Below are 19,382 nucleotides of genomic sequence, written 5' to 3'. Positions count from 1 at the left end.
CAAAAATAAGGTGTAAAGGTCTATATTGCATTGTGCCGTAGAGGGTTTAGTTATTTTTCTCATTGTCCGATACCTAGAAAGTAGACGACCTATATTTATCAATTCACTGTTTGGTTATTTTGTCAATGCGTAAGTCCTAATATTCATAAAAATCATATTTGGAATATGATTGTGCATGAAGTGCGATCGTTTCATCTCAAAATGAGTGACTAAAATTTCCATCCAATATTTAAAAGCGATCGTACAATCTGTAAGAAAGTACGATCGCCCTTATTCAAATCCTGCCCGCTAAACTAACGAGAATACGAAAATTATCAACAATAGTCCTGGACGCGCGGGTAGTCAGAAACCGGGTTTTTAGCGAGAATACTTGGTTACAATCGGCAGATTCAGTAAAAACCCGGTTTCTTTGCTGGTGATGGGTAAGTCTCGTTGATATTAACCACCGCCACCGCCACCACTGCCACCGCCACCGCCACCGCGACCGCCGCCGCCACCGCCGCCGCCGCCACCACTGCCGCCACTGTCATAGTCGCTACCACCGCCGCCACTACCACTACCACCGCCGCCATTAATCATGGATATAGTAATGATGATTCCAAATATCCAAAGCGCTGGAGAAGTGACTCTGGGTTTTGTCAAAAAACCTTCTGCTCCCGAAGAAGATTGAGATTGGTTGCCACTTTGTTGCCAGCCAGGTTGAGGTATATTCAGAATCACCTGGGGAAATGCAATCTGCACTTCTAATTCTTGTTCCGGTAGAATAGGCTGACTTGCCACAAATTCAAATGTTTTAGGATCTACTTGACGAGGAACTGCTGCTGCACCAAAATTCGTAAAGGAGAGAACTTTGCCTGACAAAGCTTCTGGTAATTTCACCGTAACTATTCCACTATTAATCGGAGCTTTACGACCCGCTGCAATGGCTTTCCAATAAACTAGAGTATTCTCACCATCTTGTTGCAATCCACCTACAACTCGATATTTGATGACAGAAGTATGTGAGTCGGGCGGTTTTAATTCATGTTGCCAGCGAATCCAAAGTTGATTGTTTTCATCAGTTCCAGTGCTACTAGGAATTATTTGATTATTTTCGGCAACAGTCACATCTTTGATTTCATCGACCTTATCCAAAGGAATGTAGCGATATCGTTCAGTGTTGTAGTCGGCTGTGAAAACATATTTTTCCGTTTCGGTAACTAACATATCTCCGTTGGTCTGAACGTCGATGATGACGTTGATGTTATCCCAGTAGAATGGTAGTTGTTGGGCCGCTGCATGAGTCACTGTTACCAACAATAGGCTTAATGAAGCCATTAACAAAAAAGCTATTTTTTTGAGTAGTCGTTTATTGATCATAGGATTTCCACAAGATAAGTGTTGACTACAATTATTCAACCGATTTCTTGGGAAGTAAATTCATTAAATTCATTAATTATGTTCATAAAAGTCATATATTAAGTCCGGCAGCCCGGCAGAAAATTTGACTGGTTCCTAGGCTATGCCTGGGAACCGATTTCCAGAGGCTCTGCCTCGGGTGGCGAAGGGTAAATGGGAGGCAGAGCCTGCGAACGAGTAATTTAATGTTGAAATAGCACGTTTAACAAAGTTAAAACTGTACACCCAAACAAAGCTTCAAATATATATCTTCGCGAAGGTTTGTAAGGGTAAGAATTCCAAACTCGCAGTTTTCCATTAAAGCCGCGCGACGCTAAGCTCAAGGAAACTTGACGGTAGTTTTCCAAAGTTCGCTGAAGCAATTGCCCGATTAAAATGCTTAAACTGTGCATTCCCCGCTTCCATGTGCGGTAGCCGCAGCGCGAGTTTTGGGCTATCCAAAGTTCATCGGCGATCGCCAATAAGCTAAAAATAAACCGATACATTAGTAATAGCAGTTCTGTGACCAACTCTGGGCAGCGTAATTGTCTGAGAATTTGCAAGATTTCGGTAAATGGAACCGTCAAGAGGATGAAATACATACAACTTGTCGATGCGAAGGCGCGGGCTAATAGCAGACTCACTTGGTATATTCCGGTGCGGCTCACATACAGATAAAAAGTGCCGATGCTAATGCCCCAACCTTGCCAAATATCCCACTGAATTTCCTGGATTTGACTTAACTCAACCGCACCCATCGCCAAAGCAGGCAAACTTGTCAGCAAAAACATCAACGGTAGCGACAGCAACCGCAAATACAGTTTCCCCGGAATACCCGCATAGACGACGATCCAGACGGCCAACCACAGGGCGATCGACAATTCGACCATCGCCCCAGAAACTAGAGACAGAATTAAAAGGGCGATCGCAAAGGATAACTTGTGAGATGGCGGCAACCCCCGCAAGCGATTTGTATAAGCCAGACTATCAATCTGATGGTTCATTCCGACGACTTACGATCAGACTGCTGCCGAGATTGCGATCGGCCTTTATACAACCCAATGACGTACCCAACTACGCCAGCCCCCATCGCCGCTTGAGACGCAAACAATAGACTTGAAATTTCGCTGCTAGCCGGCTCAAACAAGTGATTGAACCAAGGTTTATAACCCGGTTGAATTTCCGTAATTGCTTTCTTAGCTTGGTCATCGGAACCGCCGTATTTACCCCGCACAAAAACGAGAGGAAACGCTGCCAGAACAATCACAGCGCCAGCCAAAAGCCAATTTTGCCGCGAAGTAGATTGGTGATTCTTTGTAGGTTTTTGACTCACGGCTTATGACTCCTGTCTCAATAATTTCAAAGTTTCCAACTCCTGCTTCCCGTAAGAATGCAGCCAATTCCAGACCAATAGAGTCAGCAATCCCTCACTAATAGCCAGAGGTACTTGAGTGATAGCAAAGATGCCAGCAAACTTGAGAAACGAAGCCATAAAACCGCCACTTGCTGCCGGAAAAGCTAATGCTAATTGAATCGAAGTCGTCACATAAGTCAGTAAATCAGCCACAGCCGCCGCACAAAAAATTGCTGCCCGCTGGCTACCAGTTCGCAACAGCAATCGATAGAGAAAATACGCAGCGAAAGGGCCGACAATCGCCATCGAAAACATATTCGCGCCCAGCGTTGTCAAGCCACCATGCGCTAACAGTAACGTTTGAAACAACAAAACTAAAGCCCCCAGTACAGCCATCACCGAAGGGCCGAACAAAATTGCACCCAAACCGGTACCCGTAGGGTGAGAACAACTGCCCGTTACCGAAGGAATTTTTAAAGCAGAAAGCACAAAAGTAAACGCACCCGCCAAAGCAAGCAATAGTTTAAGTTCCGGGTGTTCCTTTGTAATGCGAGTAATCGATCGCAACCCAAAGGCAAAAAAAGGCAACGCCACAATCCACCAAAACGCCGCCCATTGCACCGGCAAAAAACCTTCCGAAATGTGCATAGCTGCGGCGGGCGTTGCCGATCCCAGGACAATATAACAACTCAAGCCAGCCATCAATCCCAAGCTGACCAATTTCCGATTTCTGGTCTTCACGCTGAACCTCGCAGATGAGACTATGTAAACTAACACATCGGCGGGCATCCTGACTCAGAAAGCGACAAAACTCTCATTACAGTTGCGGGACAGCGCCGGACTTGCACCGAACTTTCCCCCTTTCCTCTAACGGCTGCTCCCCATTAGAACCGACTGGTTAGACATAGTTTAGTCGATCGCGTAAATCTCAGCAAATATTTTACAAAAATTCATTCAGATAAACTCAGTCGATATTACCTATCTTCTTCCTTCTATTCTTTCTCTTCCTTCGCGTCCTTCGCGCCTTCGCGGTTCGTTAAATAAATATTCTTTTAGTATTTATAAAGTAGTTTGTAGCCAGATAAACAACTATCGCCCAACCACTAAACGCTATAATATGAGTGAGTTTTGAGGAAAGCCGCAATGTTACAGTACAACTTGCCGAGGAACTTGCCCTCCGCCGATGAACTACCAGACTCGGATGAAACGCCTGTGGATAACGAACTGCAAGAACTAATACCAGGGTTGTTAAAAGCAATATTGCTCATACTTTGGGCAGAACGCATGGACTGGTTTTTTGGCATAGATATGGGTATTTATCATCACCCTGACGAACCGCCCATTGTCCCAGATGCTTTCTTAAGTTTAGGAGTAGAACGATTTTACGACGAAGAATTGCGCCCCAGTTACGTGCTGTGGGATGAAAATGTTCTGCCTACTTTTGTGCTAGAAGTTGTTTCCCCAACTTATCGCAAGGAATACAGCACAAAATTGGAGACTTATCAAGCTTTAGGCGTACTTTATTACGTCATTTATTCTTCCCGCCGCCGTCGTAAACCTCATTTGGAAGTACACAAGTTAGTCAATGGGAAGTACGAGTTACAGCCAGGACATCCAGTTTGGATGCCAGAAATTGGTTTGGGAATTGGTTGTGAAAGGGGCAATTATTCTGGGGTGACAAGGGAGTGGTTGTATTGGTATGATGCCGATGGAAAACGTTATCTGACTCCTGAAGAACAGGTGAAAGAATCAGCGCAGCGCGCCCAACAGGAATCGCAGCGCGCCGATCGATTGGCCCAACGTTCCGATCGATTAGCTCAGCGATTGCGGGAGTTGGGGATAGATCCCGATAGTCTGAGCTGATAGCAATCAAGAGTATAAGACTGACGCACTCTTGACGCTCAGAAACCGGGTTTTTCCACGCCCGATCGATCGCCCTCAACGGAGAATTTTCGGGAAAAAACCCGGTTTCTGCGTCCAGGAATGTGTGAATATTTATCGCAAAAATCAGGAAAGATGGGGCTAGACTGGACACAAACAGAGAGTTTGACGGCAAACATTGAGATCCAGCTCGAAAAGATCAAAATCAGGAGAGGTTATTAAATAATGGTCATGGATCTGCGTTATTACGATGTCATCTGCTTTGGTGATGAAGTTCCAGGAGTTCTAGCTGTTATCTCTGCCGCCAGAGAATATCGTCGCCGGACAAAGCGTTATCCGCGAGTTCTGCTGATGTCTAAAGGAAGCTTGCAAGAAGGAATTGGCGGGCATTTGGTAAGAGGCGGCCTTGCTTATTTAGATAGAAGTCAGATTAGTCCAGAACTTAAACAATCTTTAAATTTAGATACCTTTGGTTCACCGCCGACTATCTATAAAGAATTCCTGCAAAAATCCGGTGTTACGACAATTGCACTTGATGCCGGCAAAGCCAGTGCAGCGCTGAAAGAAATGCTGTTACAAGCTGGAGTCGATCTTCTCAGCAAAGTAGAAATTCAATCAGTCAATAAAGAAGGCAAAAAAATTGCCAGTATAACCACCTCGAAAGGCATAGTTTATGCCGGCAAGCAATTTATTGATGCCACTGTCAATGCCGAATTAGCTCAAGCTGCCGGCGTGAGAAAGTTGCAGGGATTTGAAACATTTGGTCTGCCTAACTCAGAACTTCCAGTCACCCTCGTTTTTGAAACCCAAGGACTCAGTGCAAGAAGACTGAAAGAACTCGATTACACTTATCTAAAACGCTTCACAAACCTGGCCGATTCAGAGGCTCAAGAATTTTTGCTGTTCGCTGCAGACAAGGATGCCCAACTAGCAGAAAAACTCCGGCTGCAAATGATCGACAGTAGAGGCAATCTCAAAACTCTGTGGGCGGGAAACGATTACATGGATGTTCGCTCACCGGCTCTGTCTGTAGCTTACCATTCCTTTAGAGGAAGAAAGCTATCTTTTCCTGAAACTGGCATGATTTTAGATCTGGGAAATATAGCAATACTTCCAAATGAAAGACTTTCGTGGAATGCGCTTTTATTTGCAGTCACCGCCAGGGAAGCGGAAGCCTTAGCGAGAAGCGGGAGCAAACCCACGGCTAATATGCAAAAAGAGATATCATTTCTTGCAGCTTGGTTGAGGAGTTTGGGGGCTACTTCTGTTACTACTGCCTCAGAACTGTATATCAGACACGCCGGCAATGTGACGGGAGTTGTAGAACCTTTAACTGGCGCACAAATGCTGTTAGGTGGCGTACCTGCTAATGAGGCACTGGGAACATTTAGCTATTATTTTGATATACGCGGAGGCATCCAGGGTATTGAGGAGAAAGCAAACAGTCTAGGATGGTTGAAAAGTATGGCTTTTACAAAGCCTACCTTCAATATTGGCATCCGCCACGCATTAATTAAAAACGTTCCTAACCTGGCAGTGGTCAGTCCGTGTTCGGGATTTGAAGGGTTTGCCTGTTCTGCCGGCCGAATTGTTGAATTCAACGTCGCCGTTGGTCAAGGTGTCGGTATCGCTGCGATTAATGCCCTTCTAAATAACAAAAATCTAGCCGATGTATCTAACCGAGAAGTGAGACAAGTTCTCGTTGAAACAGGTCAGTTACCTAGAATTTTTGGAGTTGCAAATAATGCTGATGGAATGCTATTGGCGCAATTCGAGAATCTTGTCACTTCGGATGCTATTGCGTAATATAGCAATACTCGCATCATTTGTGAATTTCTTACTCCCTCCCCAAGGCATCGGGGAGGGTTGGGGTGGGGTAAAAAATTTACGACTCCTGCAAGGATTGCTATAGCAATTTCAATTAGTCCTGGACGCATCAAAACCTTCATAACCCGGTTTTTTGCCTTGTTCTGCGGTCTGTAACGCGTCTTTCGGTAAAAAAACCCGGTTTCTGACCACCCGTGCGTCCAGGACTATCAATAAACAATGCAGTAGTAGGTTTTGCCCGTGGAACGAAACTCAACACAAAAGTTTTTAGCAAAAAATGAGTAAAATTGCTATTAATATTATGTCCCCTCGAACGATAACAATCACGTTGGTTTGTAGTGAGGACTTTAATCCTCATAAAATTCTGAGGACTTCTGTCGTCACTACAAACCTATAACGGTAATTTTACCGGAAATTATATAATACCTCGATCGCCTGCACCGAATTATTGTGCTGCGCGGGACGAACCTGTTAAACAACTTTTCAACTTGAGACTTCACTTGATTTTTCCAGCTTGGTTTCCCGCACAAACAAGAAAAGCGGGAAAGCACATGAAAACGAAACAAGCACACCCAGAAGTATAGCCTTTCTCAGTAACATGAGGTGTTCTTGGGCATTGGGCATTGGGCATGGGGCATGGGGCATTGGCCAAACAGGAAGAGTGCCTTACTTTCCTGAGAACCGCTATACGTACAGCCATACAAAACTTATATCCAATCGTTTCGACTCAGCGTACATCCAAGTGCTTCCTGCTACAGTTGCGATCAACAAATCTAAACTTACCGATTTCGCAGCAAGATTAGCCGAACTCTCGTTTACAAAGTCGAGCAAGCCAGCATTGCTAAAAAACTGCAAGTTATAGTACCAAGGCAGCACAAGCCCCAGAATTGCTAGGATGAGATAAATGATTCGTTTAACGCTCATAATTACCCTACTCGCTAACAACCAATCCTTAATTCTTCTGCGGACACTTCGGATGAATCCCCCCCTGCAAACAAATGTAAGCAATTTGACTTTGATCTAAATTCTTAGCCTCTGCAAAATCAACTCCTTGGAATCGACCCGATTTACTACCGGTGGGATTTTGAATAAATTGCTCCGAAGCTGCCTTCCCCAGAAACACAGCCCCTTTAAAATTTGCTCCCGCTAAATTCGCGCCCCTCAAATCCACCGAACTCAGCTCCGCATTCCGCAAATTAGCATCTTGCAATCGAGCATCTTTTAAATTCACGTTGGCGAGTTTAGTCGAACTCAAATCGGCATTTTGTAAGTTCGCGCCACTCAAATCCGCACCGGACAAATCAGCACCTTGCCATTCGGATTTAGACAAATTTGTCAAGGACAACTGAGCGCCTTGAGCCTTCACTTTGCCCAAACGCGCACCTGACAAATCCGCTCCCGACAAATTCGCGCTTCCTATATCTGCACCAGTAAAAATTGCATTTTTTAACATTGCTTGCTGCAAAGAAGCCCCTATTAAAATAGCACTGCTGAAATTAGCTGCCTTCAAATTTCCGCTGGACAAATTAGCTTTGTTGAGGACAGCGCGCACAAAAGTAGTCCCGTTCATTACAGCACTGTTCAAAGATGCCCCGGTCAAATTTGCTCCTTCCAAATTAGCTGCGCTCAAGTCAGAAATCCAATCGTCAAATGTACCCGGACGCCTGTCTTCGCCAGTGCCGTAAAAGCGAGTTCCCTGCAAGCTGGCATTGGTTAAATTGGCATCTTTCAACTTAATTCCCGACAAGTCAACTTTGTTTAATACTAAAGTAAACTGAGCCGGGCCGGCAGGACTTTGAGCTAAATCCGTGTGGCTCAGATCCGCGCCGTTGAGCTGGCTGCTATACACTGTGAGAATTTTGCCGATCGCCCTTTGTACTGTTCGCTGGCGGGCGGCCGCTAACTCGCGTTCCGGGGCCTTGCCGCCAAAGCGCAGGGTATCGAGGTCGTTGCTGAGAGCTTTGTTCAACCGCTGCAAGTCAGGCAAAGCTTTCGGTCCGCTACTGACTAAAGCTTGCTGGATCGCGTCCAGCATGGCGCGGCTGTCTTCTTGAGCTAGCAAATCCGTTAGCAGGGGTACGGCGCGGGAGTCTTCCACCGCCCCCAAGGCCAAAATCGCCGATCGCCTGCCGGATGCCCCCAAGGCCGATGTGGGAGACAATTTGCTGACTAAAGCCACAAATAATTCGTCGTTCCGCTGCCGGGAATCCCGCATATTTGCTTGAGTTTGAGTGTAGATGAGAGTGCCGACAAACAAAGTTAAAATCAATCCCGCGCTACCGATGGTAACTATCACTAAAGTTGCGCCTGGGTGTTGGCGAATCCAATTCCACAAACTGGGACTTTCTGTGATCCCGGTTTGTGGCGTCACAACCAAAGCCGCAATCTGCGCGTCTTCCTCAGTCCAATCTGGACTCTTGACAGGATTGGGCGACAGTTGATTCTCCTCAGCGCTGACTACCAAAGTATTCGCGAGGCGATCGTGTCCCGCTTGCCGTTTGTAACGCCATACAAAAGCGCCGTCTGCGAGCACTGCCAAGCCGCACAGCCCCCCTAAAATCAGCAAATCTGGAAACGCACCCGTCAAGCGCCAAATGCCGTAAGCGACGCCCAGAGGCACTCCCCAGCGCCCTAAACTTTCGCGAATTAGCACTTGCCCAAAACCTGGAGGAGTACCCGAGGTTGTGACAACTTTGACGCCGAACCAGCGTTTGGGGAGAGTTTGACCGGTTCTGGCGAGCAAAAACAGTTGCCACCCCGCTAAAACTGCCGGTGCCAGCAGCGCCCCTGACCAGAATAGATTAGTTAGGGCGGAGACTCTGGGGTTGCGATCGCGCATCGGTATGCCCAAAGTACGGGCGACGGTTTCGGATGCTGCTGCTATGGAGGGATTGAGCGGCACGGTTTTAGATTCATTGTTGACCAATGCCCCGATACTGAAGGGAACGAGGGCGCTGGCGGCAATTAACGAAATTTCCACGGCCCAAGCGCCGCACCTGCGAACCAGCAGTGGCATTTGCTTGGATTGTGTTTGCCAAGACGGATCGGGTTGATTGAGGCCACTGGGCGCGGTGGGGCTAGCCATATTCAGAAATTCCTATTATTTGTCGTTAGTATTTGAGGACTGGGGGGAAATTGCCAATTTATACGCTATGTAGATTAGCACTCCCAGAACGGCAAGAGTCATCAGGGCCGAAATTAGCTGTACGACACTATTGAAGACTGTCAGGACAATTATCGATGCCAAGGCAAAGGCTGCCACCTGTCCTGGTTTGGGGAGTTTTTGAAACTTGTCGAGTAATTGATTGTAGAAAGTTCCGACGGCTTGATAGCTGTCTGAATTTTGTGTGATGAGCGGCGATCGTTCTAGTTTAGCTTTTAGTTCTCCGAACGCTTGCTGCCATTTGAAGTTATTTTGAGGATTCATAAAAAAATTCGGGAGTTAGTTTAGATTAATGTGTTCGGAACCGCAATTATCGCCTACCGTCAATGAACTACAAGCAAATGCCATTGTGTGAGGAAACATGAAGATCCATTATCCGGGCGATCGCGGCAAACTGTGGTTTAGCTCGCTCGTGACCCTAGCCTTGGCAATGATTTTAGCGGATGCCGGCGCTATTCGGAGCCAACCGCTACAAATTGCTCCGGGATTTCCCGAACCGCTGGGAGTTTCTGGAGTTTCCGGCGGCGCGAACAATAGCGGCGACTGCGGTTTTGTGTCCCAAGCACCGAACCACGTCATCGAAGTAACGCAGGATTTGCCTTACTGGCGGATTGCAGTACAAACCGCTGGAGCTCCGAGTTTAATGATTCAGGGGCCGAGGGGGCGTTTCTGCGTGCTGCCGGCGAATGCTGCGGCGGGGAATCTAGAATTTTCCGGTTATGGGGACAAGGGGACTTATGTTATTTTTGTGGGCGATCGATCTCAAGGTCAACACCCTTACTCTCTCTCTATTTCCCAAAAGCGAAATTAACAATACAACGGAATTAGAACGCTTGCTGTCATAAAATGGGCTTTTTTGCGATCGTCAAGAAGCCTGCTTTTTAACAGCAAGTGCGTTAACTAGGGATTTCCTATCAATTTTGTATTTGGTTTTTCACCCACTGGCGAAACAATCTCAGAGTTTGACTCGTGCCCGCTGTTTGACTTTCTTCGCAATATTGAGAAATAGCTGCAATAATTGGCAGATTGGGAAAGGTCGGACTAATTTCAGATGCAACATATTTCCCATCTTGAAGCACATTAATCAGAAGCTTCTTATTTTCATAGCGCCATATTTCAGGTACTCCCAAAGCTTCGTAAGCATCGAGTTGAGTTTTGGAAGTTAGATCGACTTCAATTGCTAAGTCAGGCGGCGGATCGACAGTTAAGTCAATCCGCTTTTTGCCAATCATTAGAGCATAATTCTGAATATAAAAGCAGTTGTCAGGCTCAATTCCTTGTAACATACTTTTTCGCTTAAAAGTCGTCGAACCAAAACATTCTCGATCCATTTCAAGTTCTTCGAGTAAGATTTTTACCATATCGCCAATGATTTCCTTATTGAATTCATGTTCTGGTAGTGGCATCCTAATCTCCAAAGTTCCTTGACTGTAAGCTATTCTAGAGCCACGGTGTTCTCCCAACTCTTCTAAAATTGCTTCAAATTCCTGCCAGTTGACATCATTGAACAGCACTCTATGTCCTGGGGGTACACTGATTTGTCTTAATTGCAGAGTTACCATTTTAATCTCCGATTTATTTAAGTTTATGATAACTTGTCTGTATCGGTAATTGGGCCTTGGGAAACAGTCAGGTTTGTAGTGAATACTTCAGTAATCAAAGCCTGATTTGTTCTCTAACCCACTGGCGAAACAATCTGAGAGTTTGACTCGTGCCCGCTGTTTGACTTTCTTCGCAATATTGAGAAATAGCTGCAATAATTGGCAGATTGGGAAAGGTCGGACTAATTTCAGATTCAACATATTTCCCATCTTGAAGCACATTAATCAGAAGCTTTTTATTTTCATAGCGCCATATTTCCGGTACTCCCAAAGCTTCGTAAGCATCGAGTTGAGTTTTGGAAGTTAGATCGACTTCAATTGCTAAGTCAGGCGGCGGATCGACAGTTAAGTCGATCCGCTTTTTGCCAATCATTAGAGCGTGATTTTGAATGTAAAAACATTCATCAGGTTCAATTCCTTGTAACATATTTTTTCGCTTAAAAGTCGTCGAACCAAATGGTTCAAATTCGATTTCTAATTCCTCAAACAAAATTTTCACTAAATAGCCAATAATGATTTTAGCTTTCTCATGTTCTGGTAGTGGCATCCTAATCTCCAAAGTTCCTTGACTGTAAGCTATTCTAGAGCCACGGTGTTCTCCCAGCTCTTCTAAAATTGCTTCAAATTCCTGCCAGTTGACATCATGGAACAGCACTCTATGTCCTGGGGGTACACTGATTTGTCTTAATTGCAGCGTTACCATTTCAACCTCCGATTTATTTAAGTTATAGAGCTAAAAACCTGCTCAACAGTCAGATTAAGTTCTCCGAAGGCAGACGAAATAATCCTATCGCCCTCTCGGAACTGGCTAATTTGGTACTCCCCATCAACCAACTGGTAAATCGAGACAGTAGGTTGTTTGGGATTGCCGATGAAGCGCCGGCCACCCAAGGCAGCATAGTCAACAATCCAGTATTCCGGGATACCCAATCTTTCATACTCAGCCACTTTTACCAGGTAATCATCTTGCCAGTTAGTGCTAACTACTTCGACAACAAGCTTAACAGAGCTACCTTGAGAAATAACTGATGATTTTTTCCAGAGTGGCTCTGAAATTAAGGCTGGTTTGTCTAAGACTATGAGATCGGGCTGGTAGCCAGTGGTCGTTTCGGGAGGTCTGAGAAAATAAGTTGACGGTGTTACATAAGGAAGATTTAAACGGTCAATTTCTACGTTAATTTTTCGGATGAGAAAACCTGTAACTTCCTCATGCTCGCCATTTGGATTCATTTCAACTATTACTCCATTGCGTAGCTCGAAACGTCCTTTTCCATCTGGATACCATTCTAAAAACTCTTCAAATGTTATCGATTTGATTGTGGTTTGAATCATAAAAAATTCTCCGTTCATATAACCATCAATAGTTCGTTCTGAGGACTTTAGTCCTCGAATAGAGTCAATAAGGACTCAAGTGCTTACTACAAACAAATTTTTTAATGGAAATTTACGAACATGATATCACATATTAATTAGGTAGGTGTAATAAAGTCAGCTAGAACCCCGACTTCGCAGAAGTTGTCGGGGTTGTGGGTGTGATGTTTAAATTTTTTGCTGCTTGTAAAGTTCCTTAAACTTGCGCTGCTGCTCGTTGTGGTCTACGATTGGAGAGGGATAAGGAAGAAGTCGGCGTTCTAAAGACGAAAGATTTCCTGTTAGCAAAAGTTTAGTATCAACTCGGCGCAATTCTGGAACCCATTGCCGAATATATTCGCCTTCCGGGTCAAATTTTTGAGCTTGACTGGCGGGATTGAATATTCGCAAAGGTTTCGAGTCCATGCCGCTGGATGCACTCCACTGCCAGCCGCCGTTATTAGCAGAAAGATCGCCGTCTATCAATTTTTGCATGAAGTATCGTTCGCCCCACTGCCAGTTAATAATTAAATCTTTGGTAAGGAAGCTAGCGACTATCATGCGGCAGCGATTGTGCATCCAACCTGTCTGATTTAACTGTCGCATTGCCGCGTCGATAATGGGATAACCAGTTTTGCCCTTGCACCAAGCTTGAAAGAGTTTTTCATCGTTTTCCCAAGGAAAGTTTTTGAATGCTTGACGGTAGGAACCGTCTGCTAGTTCTGGGAAGTTATACATGGCGTGTTGGTAAAATTCCCGCCACGCTATTTCCTGTTGCCAAGTCTGGATGCTTGTGAAGGCTTCTTCGTTGCGGCAAGTGTCCATGACTCTCTGGGTAGCTTGCCAAACCGTGCGGATGCCAATTGCACCAAATTTGAGGGCGGCGCTGAGTTGGGATGTGCCGTTAATTGCGGGGAAATTGCGCTGTCCTTGATATTGGTAAATTGCGCGATCGCAAAATTCTTCTAATTTTTTTAGTGCTGCATCTTCTCCGGGTTCTATTACTAATAAATTTTCCCAAATAAATCCCAAACTCAAGGCAGTTGGCAGTGTTTCAATGGCACCTGCTTGGTTGGCGCTTTCTTGTTCTTCTGCGGTTAATCCGGTCATTAATTCCAGATAAGTTATCGGCAGTGTCTCTACTGGTTTGGCTTTGGGTTTGCTGTTCCATTTTTTCCAAAATGGTGTATAAACTGTGTAGGGTTGCCCTGTACCACTGCGAATTTCATCTGGGGCGTGCAGGACTTGATCCCAGAAATTTTGGACTTGAATTCCTGCTTGTTGGAGGGCGTTTGATACGGACTGATCGCGCTTTGTTGCGTAGGGTTCTACATCCCAGTTCCAAAATACTGCTTTGGCATTTATCGCTGTTGCTAATTTCGGTATTCCTAGACTGGGGTCATCTTGAATTATCAGCAATTGGCTGCCTGATTCCCTGTAACGCGAGGAGAGTTTTTGCAAGCAGCCGATCATGTATGTGACTCGGGCTGGCGCTACCTCATCCGGATTTAGGATATTGCGATCTAGACAAAAAATCCCGACTACTTTGGGGCTTTCCTGGCGCGCTGCTGCCAGTCCGATATTGTCAGAAATACGCAAGTCGCGGCGGTGCCAAAATAAAATTAGATCGGACATTCGATTTTAGATTTTAGATTTTAGATTTTAGATTTTACAGTCCTGGACACACGCGAGGTCAAAAACCCGGTTTCTAAGTTAAGATTTATCGGTTTGATGCACGATTTTTATAAGAAACCGGGGTTTTTTCGTCAGTCCTATTTAAGTCAAAAATGGACGGGCTAAGAAAAAGCTAGAAATTGATTTCGCGTCAATGGGTTCCCCAGCTAAAATAGCTTTTTCTAATTCTTCAGGGGTGAATAAAACTGTTTCAATGTCTTCATCCTCGTCCTGTGCTGGCGGCTTTTCCAGTTTTTCCAAATCTTGGGCTAAAAAAGCATAAATGATTTCGTCGGAATAACCGGGGGCGAGAAAAAATTGCCCTAATTTCTGCCATTTTCCGGCGCGATATCCGGTTTCTTCTTCGATTTCGCGTTTGATAGTTTCGGCGGGGCTTTCATTGATTTCGACTGTACCTGCGGGAAATTCTAAAATTCGCCCTTTTGTGGCAAAGCGGTATTGTCGCACCAAGACGAGTTTACCTTCGGGTGTGACGGGAACTGCAAGTGCTCCGCCCGGGTGGCGAATACATTCCCACTCGCCTTCGGAACCGTTGGGAAGACGGAGGGTGGCTACGTCAAAGTTAAATTTGCGCCCTTGGTAAAATAGGCGCTGTTTGAGGAGTTGGGGTAGTTCTTGACCGATCGACATAAGCGAGAAGCGAATAATGTTAGATTGCACCGATTTAAGACATCATAGGCGATCTTATAGGATTTTAGATTTTAGATTTTAGATTTTAGATTGGGAATGACTGATAAATATCACAGTTTGGAGCTTACCTAGGGTTGCATTTTTTTTGAAACTGGTACCCTCGGTGAATTTTGCTCAATTTTTACAGTGGCAATTTTTGCACTCCGGAACAGTCTGCTGTTTGCAGGAGTTGGCCGATCGCACTTTTCGTCACCGGATGCACCCAATCCGGGGCAATTTCTGCTAAAGGTACTAATACAAAAGCTCTTTCAGTCATCCGGGGATGAGGTAGAGTCAGTGTCGGAGTTTCTAGGATTAAATTGTCGTACAGCAGCAAATCTAGGTCTAGGGTTCTCGGCCCCCATTTTTCTCTGCGAACTCGATTAAATTTTATCTCGATTTCTAATAATTTTGCTAGCAATTGTTCTGGTTGTAGCGCAACTTCTAGGATGGCGCAGGCGTTGATGTAATCGGGTTGCGGGGGACCAACGGGGACGGTTTGATACCAGCTTGAATGGGATTTTACTGCGATTTCTGGGGTGTTGTTGAGGGTTACGATCGCCCTAGAGAGTGTGGCGAGGGAGTCGCCTAAGTTGCTACCGAGGGCGATCGCGCATTTTGTTAATTTCATTGAAGGAAGTTCGGCAACGGATTCGCAAGGGCGGATGTAACGGATGTAACGGATGTAACGGATGTCAGGAAGAAGGAAGAGGGGAGAGGGAAAAAGCAAGAATAAAGAAGGATTTAGTTATCTATAGCCTTTCGAGCGAAAGATGAGGTACTCATGGGCATAGGCCTCCGTGGGCATAGGCCTCCGTGGGCATAGGGCATACCTCACTTTTTTGAGAACCGCTATAGCCTACAAGCCCTATTGTCGGCAAAATCTGATTATACAAAATATTAGTTTAATCAGAACTTAATAAGGTGTTAATTTTTATTGATTATGATTGACAAGTGTCAGCATTTAATTTAAAAAATAATGAGTTTGCACCGACGCTTATTTTCAGCCTGGATTTTGGCAACGGTCATTTTTACCGCAAATATATCAGTATCTTTAGCAGAAACTAAGGAAAGCTATCTTACCCTAGATTCGGACGGCAGTCAATCTTTTGCGAGTTTAGTGCAGCAGGCGGAAGATTTAGCAAAAGAGTCGATCGCCCGCGAGTTTCAAGAAAATCCGGCATTAACAGAAGTTACAATCATCATTACAGCCGATCGCAGCCGACAAAGAGTTCCAGTTTTGCGATCGAGAGTATCCCGCCACGACTGGCAAAAAGATGCGAGAATCGAACAGTGGACTAGATATTTTGCGGATGCTCAATTGCTGCTGGGATTCAGAGACGGCAATATTTCGCCCGCAAATTCTGGGTTTTCGCAAGTGATTAATGTACCTGCCCCCAGTCGATCGACATCCCGACAAAACGATGCGGGTTTTCGAGATGATTGAAATATTGGTAATGGGGCATCGGGCATCGGGCATCGGGCATCGGGCATTCGTAACAAATAACAAATAACCAACAGCACGACACGGAAATCACAGATAGATATTTTTTCCTGAATCTCTCTCTATTCCCAATTACCTATTGCCACTTACAATATTTAACTTTTTATTAACCTAAAGATCTCCCTATTTAAATTAACCTTCAGCTTAACTTCCCTTAATTTAACAGTGATAAACTTTCATACGGAATCATCTGATTAGGGATGTTAGGTTGAAAAGGAATTTATGTCTACAATAACTCGCCGACAACTGCTAATTTTCTTCGGCAGCAGTGCAGCTACTACTGTGCTTGCTCCTCAACTAACTCAAAAACTGTTTGGCATCAATTCCACCTCGGCAGAAGCTGTACTTCCGACATCTTTCACTCCTGTAAGACTTCCCCACCCGCTGCCAATTTATCGAGAAATGCCCAGCTTCATGCCGACGGCGCCGGGGGGACAGGGAACCGTGATGGCGGCCTCACAGGATACTAGATTAACGAGTTACAGCGTTGTTGACGATGTGGTTGTGCCGCCGGAATACGAACGTTACGTGATTGTCCGCTGGGGCGATCGAGTTTTTCCCGATCCGGCAGACTATTTCGGCTACAACAACGACTACACAGGCTTTGTAGGCCTTCGCGGCAGCAATGACGACGGTTATCTCTGGGTTAACCACGAGTACGTATCCTTCCCGATGTCGAAAGTGGCACCGGAATTGCCGTCTGATCTGGCACCATTTCCAACAACCGATCGCGCCGTCCTCGGTATAGACTTATCGGTCAAGAATCGCGATACCCTCGGCGAATTCCTGTACAATCTCGGCGGTTCGATCGTCCGCATCACCAAACAAGCCAACGGACGCTTTGGGGCGATCGCCGGCGACCCCCTCAACCGTCGTATCCACGGACTTTCAGGCCTCGGAATCAACAGCCAGCGTACCGACAAATACAAAGAAGTCACCTCCTGGGGAACCAGACAAGGCGACAATAACTATCTCACGGGCACGGGCCCTGCAGCCACCCAAGTCTTCGCGCAAGTCAACAGCGACGGACTCGGCAACCGGATCATCGGTACAGCCTACAACTGTTCCGGCGGCACAACCCCTTGGGGCACAATCCTCTCCGCCGAAGAAAATTTCCAAGGTAGCGAACTATTCTTCGTCGGAGTTCAGGAAAACGTCAAACCCAACGGCGGCCAAACCGGCTACGCCAAGGGCACTACCGGTGAGGAATTCGGGTTAGTCGGCGAAAAATACGGCTGGATGGTAGAAGTCGATCCCCTAGATCCGAGTTTCCGCCCCCGCAAACACACTTCTTTAGGCCGCTTCCGCCACGAAAACGTCGCGATTCGCGCCGAAGCCGGCCGCAGATTAGTAGTGTACATGGGGGACGATCGACGTGGCGGACACACCTGGAAATTTGTCAGCAACGGTACTGTCACCAATCCCGCAGATAAAACCAACAGCCGGTTATTTGAAGACGGCGTTTTGTACGTCGCCCAATACAACCGCAACGGTGCCGGAAGGTGGCTGCCGCTAACATTAAATACCCAAACCAATCCGGTGAGTCCCCAAAAAGTGGGCGAGGCCGAATTGGCAAGTTTTGGCAAAGCTCAAAGAGATGCAAATACTCGCTTGCCCAAACGCGCCGGAATTGCAGGTCAAACCGAAGACGGCGGTTCTTTTGTAGTAGATACAACTAATGAAGCAACAGCACTTCCCGGCTACAAAAATAAAACTCTTGCTAATTTTTACAGCAGCCAAGGTGCGGTTTTAGTTGATGCTTTTTTAGCGGCTAATTTAATAGGTGGCACTCCGACGGCGCGGCCGGAAGATTTGGAAGTTAATCCTACTACTAAGGAAGTTTTCATTGCTTATACTGACGCCGCACCCGGAAGCGACGGCTATCCAGATTCTCGCATTTTTACTGTTGCTAAGTACGGTAGCGCAGTCAACAGCACTCAGCAGTCGGGAGGACTTTACAAAATAATTGAAGACAGTCCTGATGGTGCAGGTTTGACGTTCCGCTGGCAGCGTTTGGCTCAAGGTGGAGAAGCCGGTGCGGTAGCTGGGGCGGGATTTGCTAGTGTAGACAATTTGGATTTTGACACTCAAGGCAATATTTGGGGCGTCACTGATATGTCTACTAGCACGCACAACGGTTTTGATGTCGGTGCGGCTGGGAAACCTACTGGGATCGACCATAAAAAGACTGGAAATGTGTCAGAGTTTACTGGTGTTTTCGGCAACAATTGGCTGTTTTATATTCCGACTTCCGGCCCCAATGCGGGAACTGTAATTCCGTTTGCTTACGGCCCGAACCGATGCGAAATGACGGGGCCGACTTTTGTCGGAGATACGCTGATAATTGCGGTGCAGCATCCTGGGGAAGATTGTCCGATCGATGATGGTACTGTACTCAGCCGGCAAATTGAAATGTTGGATTTGAACGGTGCGGTTTTTAATCAGACTCGTAGTGTTTCTCGCGGCAGTTTGTGGCCGAGTAATATTGAGAACGATCGGCGCCGATCGCCGATGCCGTCGGTGATTGGGATTCGCCGCGTGCGATCGACTCCAACGGGTCAGTTTGTTTAAAGCGCGGATGAAGCAGTTTGAACTTTCACAAGAATCATCGTCCTGATGGGTTTGCCCTGTTGGGGAATTAACAAAGCGCAATTATCTGAGTTCAAGTCAGATAATTGCTATTTTTTTGAGAATAATGATGCCATCGATATTAACCAATCCAATATTATTCGCGTTTGAAGGACCGAGGATCTTTAGGATCGCGAATTAAATAACTTACAATTTTAATTGTTATTGTGGGATGGGCGTCCCGCCCGTCCTTTTTGGACGGGCGGGACGCCCATCCCACAAACTTGTGGAAGTTATTTAATTCGCGATCCTAAAGATCCTCGGTCCTTCAAACGCGAATAATATTGGATTGGTTAATATCGATGGCATCATTATTCTCAAAAAAATAGCAAT

At 45.9% G+C, this 19,382-nt stretch carries 19 protein-coding genes and 1 riboswitch; of the genes, 5 read left to right on the top strand and 14 right to left on the bottom strand.

Annotation, left to right across the window (positions count from 1 at the left end):
- Window positions 1-438: 438 nt before the first annotated feature.
- From ACUVJL_RS35730 to ACUVJL_RS35715, 4 genes are all read right to left on the bottom strand, one after another.
- Window positions 439-1,359 carry a DUF2207 domain-containing protein gene (locus ACUVJL_RS35730; RefSeq protein WP_445250151.1) on the bottom strand — a complete coding sequence of 307 codons (921 nt, stop codon included), beginning with the start codon at window positions 1,357-1,359 and terminating at the stop codon, window positions 439-441.
- A 221-nt stretch (window positions 1,360-1,580) separates the two neighbouring features.
- A complete protein-coding gene (cbiQ, locus tag ACUVJL_RS35725; protein ID WP_445250150.1) occupies window positions 1,581-2,381 on the bottom strand; it encodes a cobalt ECF transporter T component CbiQ in 801 nt (266 codons plus the stop codon).
- Window positions 2,378-2,710: an energy-coupling factor ABC transporter substrate-binding protein gene (locus ACUVJL_RS35720; RefSeq protein ID WP_445250149.1), complete on the bottom strand. Its 333-nt coding sequence runs from the start codon at window positions 2,708-2,710 to the stop codon at window positions 2,378-2,380. Before ACUVJL_RS35720 ends, cbiQ begins: the two co-directional genes overlap by 4 nt.
- A 3-nt stretch (window positions 2,711-2,713) precedes the next feature.
- Window positions 2,714-3,433 (bottom strand): energy-coupling factor ABC transporter permease, encoded by a 720-nt coding sequence (locus ACUVJL_RS35715; RefSeq protein ID WP_445250154.1) that lies wholly within the window; start codon window positions 3,431-3,433, stop codon window positions 2,714-2,716.
- Window positions 3,434-3,494: 61 nt separating this feature from the next.
- Window positions 3,495-3,641, bottom strand: a riboswitch (cobalamin riboswitch).
- A 233-nt stretch (window positions 3,642-3,874) separates the two neighbouring features.
- Here ACUVJL_RS35715 and ACUVJL_RS35710 point away from each other — a divergent pair.
- Window positions 3,875-4,594 carry a Uma2 family endonuclease gene (locus ACUVJL_RS35710; protein ID WP_445250148.1) on the top strand — a complete coding sequence of 240 codons (720 nt, stop codon included), beginning with the start codon at window positions 3,875-3,877 and terminating at the stop codon, window positions 4,592-4,594.
- Window positions 4,595-4,843: 249 nt separating this feature from the next.
- The gene (locus tag ACUVJL_RS35705; protein ID WP_445250147.1) at window positions 4,844-6,418 is read left to right on the top strand and encodes an FAD-dependent oxidoreductase; all 1,575 of its coding nucleotides are present in this window, start codon (window positions 4,844-4,846) and stop codon (window positions 6,416-6,418) included.
- A gap of 504 nt (window positions 6,419-6,922) precedes the next feature.
- Here ACUVJL_RS35705 and ACUVJL_RS35700 read toward each other — a convergent pair.
- The 4 genes from ACUVJL_RS35700 to ACUVJL_RS35685 form a co-directional block, all read right to left on the bottom strand.
- The gene (locus tag ACUVJL_RS35700; RefSeq protein ID WP_445250153.1) at window positions 6,923-7,039 is read right to left on the bottom strand and encodes a DUF2834 domain-containing protein; all 117 of its coding nucleotides are present in this window, start codon (window positions 7,037-7,039) and stop codon (window positions 6,923-6,925) included.
- A gap of 84 nt (window positions 7,040-7,123) precedes the next feature.
- Window positions 7,124-7,363: a DUF2834 domain-containing protein gene (locus ACUVJL_RS35695; protein WP_445250146.1), complete on the bottom strand. Its 240-nt coding sequence runs from the start codon at window positions 7,361-7,363 to the stop codon at window positions 7,124-7,126.
- A 28-nt stretch (window positions 7,364-7,391) separates the two neighbouring features.
- Window positions 7,392-9,524 (bottom strand): pentapeptide repeat-containing protein, encoded by a 2,133-nt coding sequence (locus ACUVJL_RS35690; RefSeq protein WP_445250145.1) that lies wholly within the window; start codon window positions 9,522-9,524, stop codon window positions 7,392-7,394.
- A gap of 15 nt (window positions 9,525-9,539) precedes the next feature.
- Window positions 9,540-9,866: a hypothetical protein gene (locus ACUVJL_RS35685; protein ID WP_445250144.1), complete on the bottom strand. Its 327-nt coding sequence runs from the start codon at window positions 9,864-9,866 to the stop codon at window positions 9,540-9,542.
- A gap of 97 nt (window positions 9,867-9,963) precedes the next feature.
- Here ACUVJL_RS35685 and ACUVJL_RS35680 point away from each other — a divergent pair, with 97 nt between their 5' ends.
- Entirely contained in the window at window positions 9,964-10,413 is a 450-nt protein-coding gene (locus ACUVJL_RS35680) for a hypothetical protein (RefSeq protein ID WP_445250143.1), read from the top strand.
- A gap of 103 nt (window positions 10,414-10,516) precedes the next feature.
- Here the strand turns inward: ACUVJL_RS35680 and ACUVJL_RS35675 are convergent, their stop codons facing one another.
- From ACUVJL_RS35675 to folK, 6 genes are all read right to left on the bottom strand, one after another.
- Window positions 10,517-11,164 (bottom strand): Uma2 family endonuclease, encoded by a 648-nt coding sequence (locus ACUVJL_RS35675; protein WP_445250142.1) that lies wholly within the window; start codon window positions 11,162-11,164, stop codon window positions 10,517-10,519.
- Window positions 11,165-11,258: 94 nt separating this feature from the next.
- Window positions 11,259-11,906 carry a Uma2 family endonuclease gene (locus tag ACUVJL_RS35670; RefSeq protein WP_445250141.1) on the bottom strand — a complete coding sequence of 216 codons (648 nt, stop codon included), beginning with the start codon at window positions 11,904-11,906 and terminating at the stop codon, window positions 11,259-11,261.
- Window positions 11,907-11,923: 17 nt separating this feature from the next.
- Window positions 11,924-12,535 (bottom strand): Uma2 family endonuclease, encoded by a 612-nt coding sequence (locus ACUVJL_RS35665; RefSeq protein WP_445250140.1) that lies wholly within the window; start codon window positions 12,533-12,535, stop codon window positions 11,924-11,926.
- Window positions 12,536-12,742: 207 nt separating this feature from the next.
- The gene (locus ACUVJL_RS35660; RefSeq protein WP_445250139.1) at window positions 12,743-14,188 is read right to left on the bottom strand and encodes an FAD-binding domain-containing protein; all 1,446 of its coding nucleotides are present in this window, start codon (window positions 14,186-14,188) and stop codon (window positions 12,743-12,745) included.
- Between the two features lie 141 nt (window positions 14,189-14,329).
- Window positions 14,330-14,878, bottom strand: coding sequence for an NUDIX hydrolase (locus tag ACUVJL_RS35655; protein WP_445250152.1), 549 nt, complete (start codon window positions 14,876-14,878; stop codon window positions 14,330-14,332).
- 181 nt (window positions 14,879-15,059) lie between these two features.
- On the bottom strand, window positions 15,060-15,548 hold the full coding sequence (gene folK, locus ACUVJL_RS35650; protein WP_445250138.1) for a 2-amino-4-hydroxy-6-hydroxymethyldihydropteridine diphosphokinase: 489 nt from the start codon (window positions 15,546-15,548) through the stop codon (window positions 15,060-15,062).
- 348 nt (window positions 15,549-15,896) lie between these two features.
- Here folK and ACUVJL_RS35645 point away from each other — a divergent pair, with 348 nt between their 5' ends.
- Together ACUVJL_RS35645 and ACUVJL_RS35640 are read left to right on the top strand one after the other, a co-directional pair.
- The gene (locus tag ACUVJL_RS35645) at window positions 15,897-16,364 is read left to right on the top strand and encodes a hypothetical protein (protein WP_445250137.1); all 468 of its coding nucleotides are present in this window, start codon (window positions 15,897-15,899) and stop codon (window positions 16,362-16,364) included.
- Window positions 16,365-16,643: 279 nt separating this feature from the next.
- Window positions 16,644-18,992: a PhoX family protein gene (locus ACUVJL_RS35640; RefSeq protein WP_445250136.1), complete on the top strand. Its 2,349-nt coding sequence runs from the start codon at window positions 16,644-16,646 to the stop codon at window positions 18,990-18,992.
- The last annotated feature ends 390 nt before the right edge of the window (window positions 18,993-19,382 follow it).

The organism is Microcoleus sp. OTE_8_concoct_300 (assembly GCF_031383065.1).
Lineage (GTDB): Bacteria > Cyanobacteriota > Cyanobacteriia > Cyanobacteriales > Microcoleaceae > Microcoleus.
This window is presented reverse-complemented; position numbering and strand designations above follow the sequence as displayed.

Bases quoted from the DNA above. Each gene is read 5' to 3' on its own strand.
- ACUVJL_RS35655 (WP_445250152.1), bottom strand. From the start codon at position 14,878: ATGTCGATCGGTCAAGAACTACCCCAACTCCTCAAACAGCGCCTATTT.
- ACUVJL_RS35660 (WP_445250139.1), bottom strand. From the start codon at position 14,188: ATGTCCGATCTAATTTTATTTTGGCACCGCCGCGACTTGCGTATTTCT.
- ACUVJL_RS35685 (WP_445250144.1), bottom strand. From the start codon at position 9,866: ATGAATCCTCAAAATAACTTCAAATGGCAGCAAGCGTTCGGAGAACTA.
- ACUVJL_RS35715 (WP_445250154.1), bottom strand. From the start codon at position 3,433: ATGGCTGGCTTGAGTTGTTATATTGTCCTGGGATCGGCAACGCCCGCC.
- ACUVJL_RS35640 (WP_445250136.1), top strand. From the start codon at position 16,644: ATGTCTACAATAACTCGCCGACAACTGCTAATTTTCTTCGGCAGCAGT.
- ACUVJL_RS35680 (WP_445250143.1), top strand. From the start codon at position 9,964: ATGAAGATCCATTATCCGGGCGATCGCGGCAAACTGTGGTTTAGCTCG.
- ACUVJL_RS35710 (WP_445250148.1), top strand. From the start codon at position 3,875: ATGTTACAGTACAACTTGCCGAGGAACTTGCCCTCCGCCGATGAACTA.
- folK (WP_445250138.1), bottom strand. From the start codon at position 15,548: ATGAAATTAACAAAATGCGCGATCGCCCTCGGTAGCAACTTAGGCGAC.
- cbiQ (WP_445250150.1), bottom strand. From the start codon at position 2,381: ATGAACCATCAGATTGATAGTCTGGCTTATACAAATCGCTTGCGGGGG.
- ACUVJL_RS35705 (WP_445250147.1), top strand. From the start codon at position 4,844: ATGGATCTGCGTTATTACGATGTCATCTGCTTTGGTGATGAAGTTCCA.
- ACUVJL_RS35670 (WP_445250141.1), bottom strand. From the start codon at position 11,906: ATGGTAACGCTGCAATTAAGACAAATCAGTGTACCCCCAGGACATAGA.
- ACUVJL_RS35665 (WP_445250140.1), bottom strand. From the start codon at position 12,535: ATGATTCAAACCACAATCAAATCGATAACATTTGAAGAGTTTTTAGAA.
- ACUVJL_RS35730 (WP_445250151.1), bottom strand. From the start codon at position 1,359: ATGATCAATAAACGACTACTCAAAAAAATAGCTTTTTTGTTAATGGCT.
- ACUVJL_RS35695 (WP_445250146.1), bottom strand. From the start codon at position 7,363: ATGAGCGTTAAACGAATCATTTATCTCATCCTAGCAATTCTGGGGCTT.
- ACUVJL_RS35700 (WP_445250153.1), bottom strand. From the start codon at position 7,039: ATGTTACTGAGAAAGGCTATACTTCTGGGTGTGCTTGTTTCGTTTTCA.
- ACUVJL_RS35645 (WP_445250137.1), top strand. From the start codon at position 15,897: ATGAGTTTGCACCGACGCTTATTTTCAGCCTGGATTTTGGCAACGGTC.
- ACUVJL_RS35675 (WP_445250142.1), bottom strand. From the start codon at position 11,164: ATGGTAACTCTGCAATTAAGACAAATCAGTGTACCCCCAGGACATAGA.
- ACUVJL_RS35690 (WP_445250145.1), bottom strand. From the start codon at position 9,524: ATGGCTAGCCCCACCGCGCCCAGTGGCCTCAATCAACCCGATCCGTCT.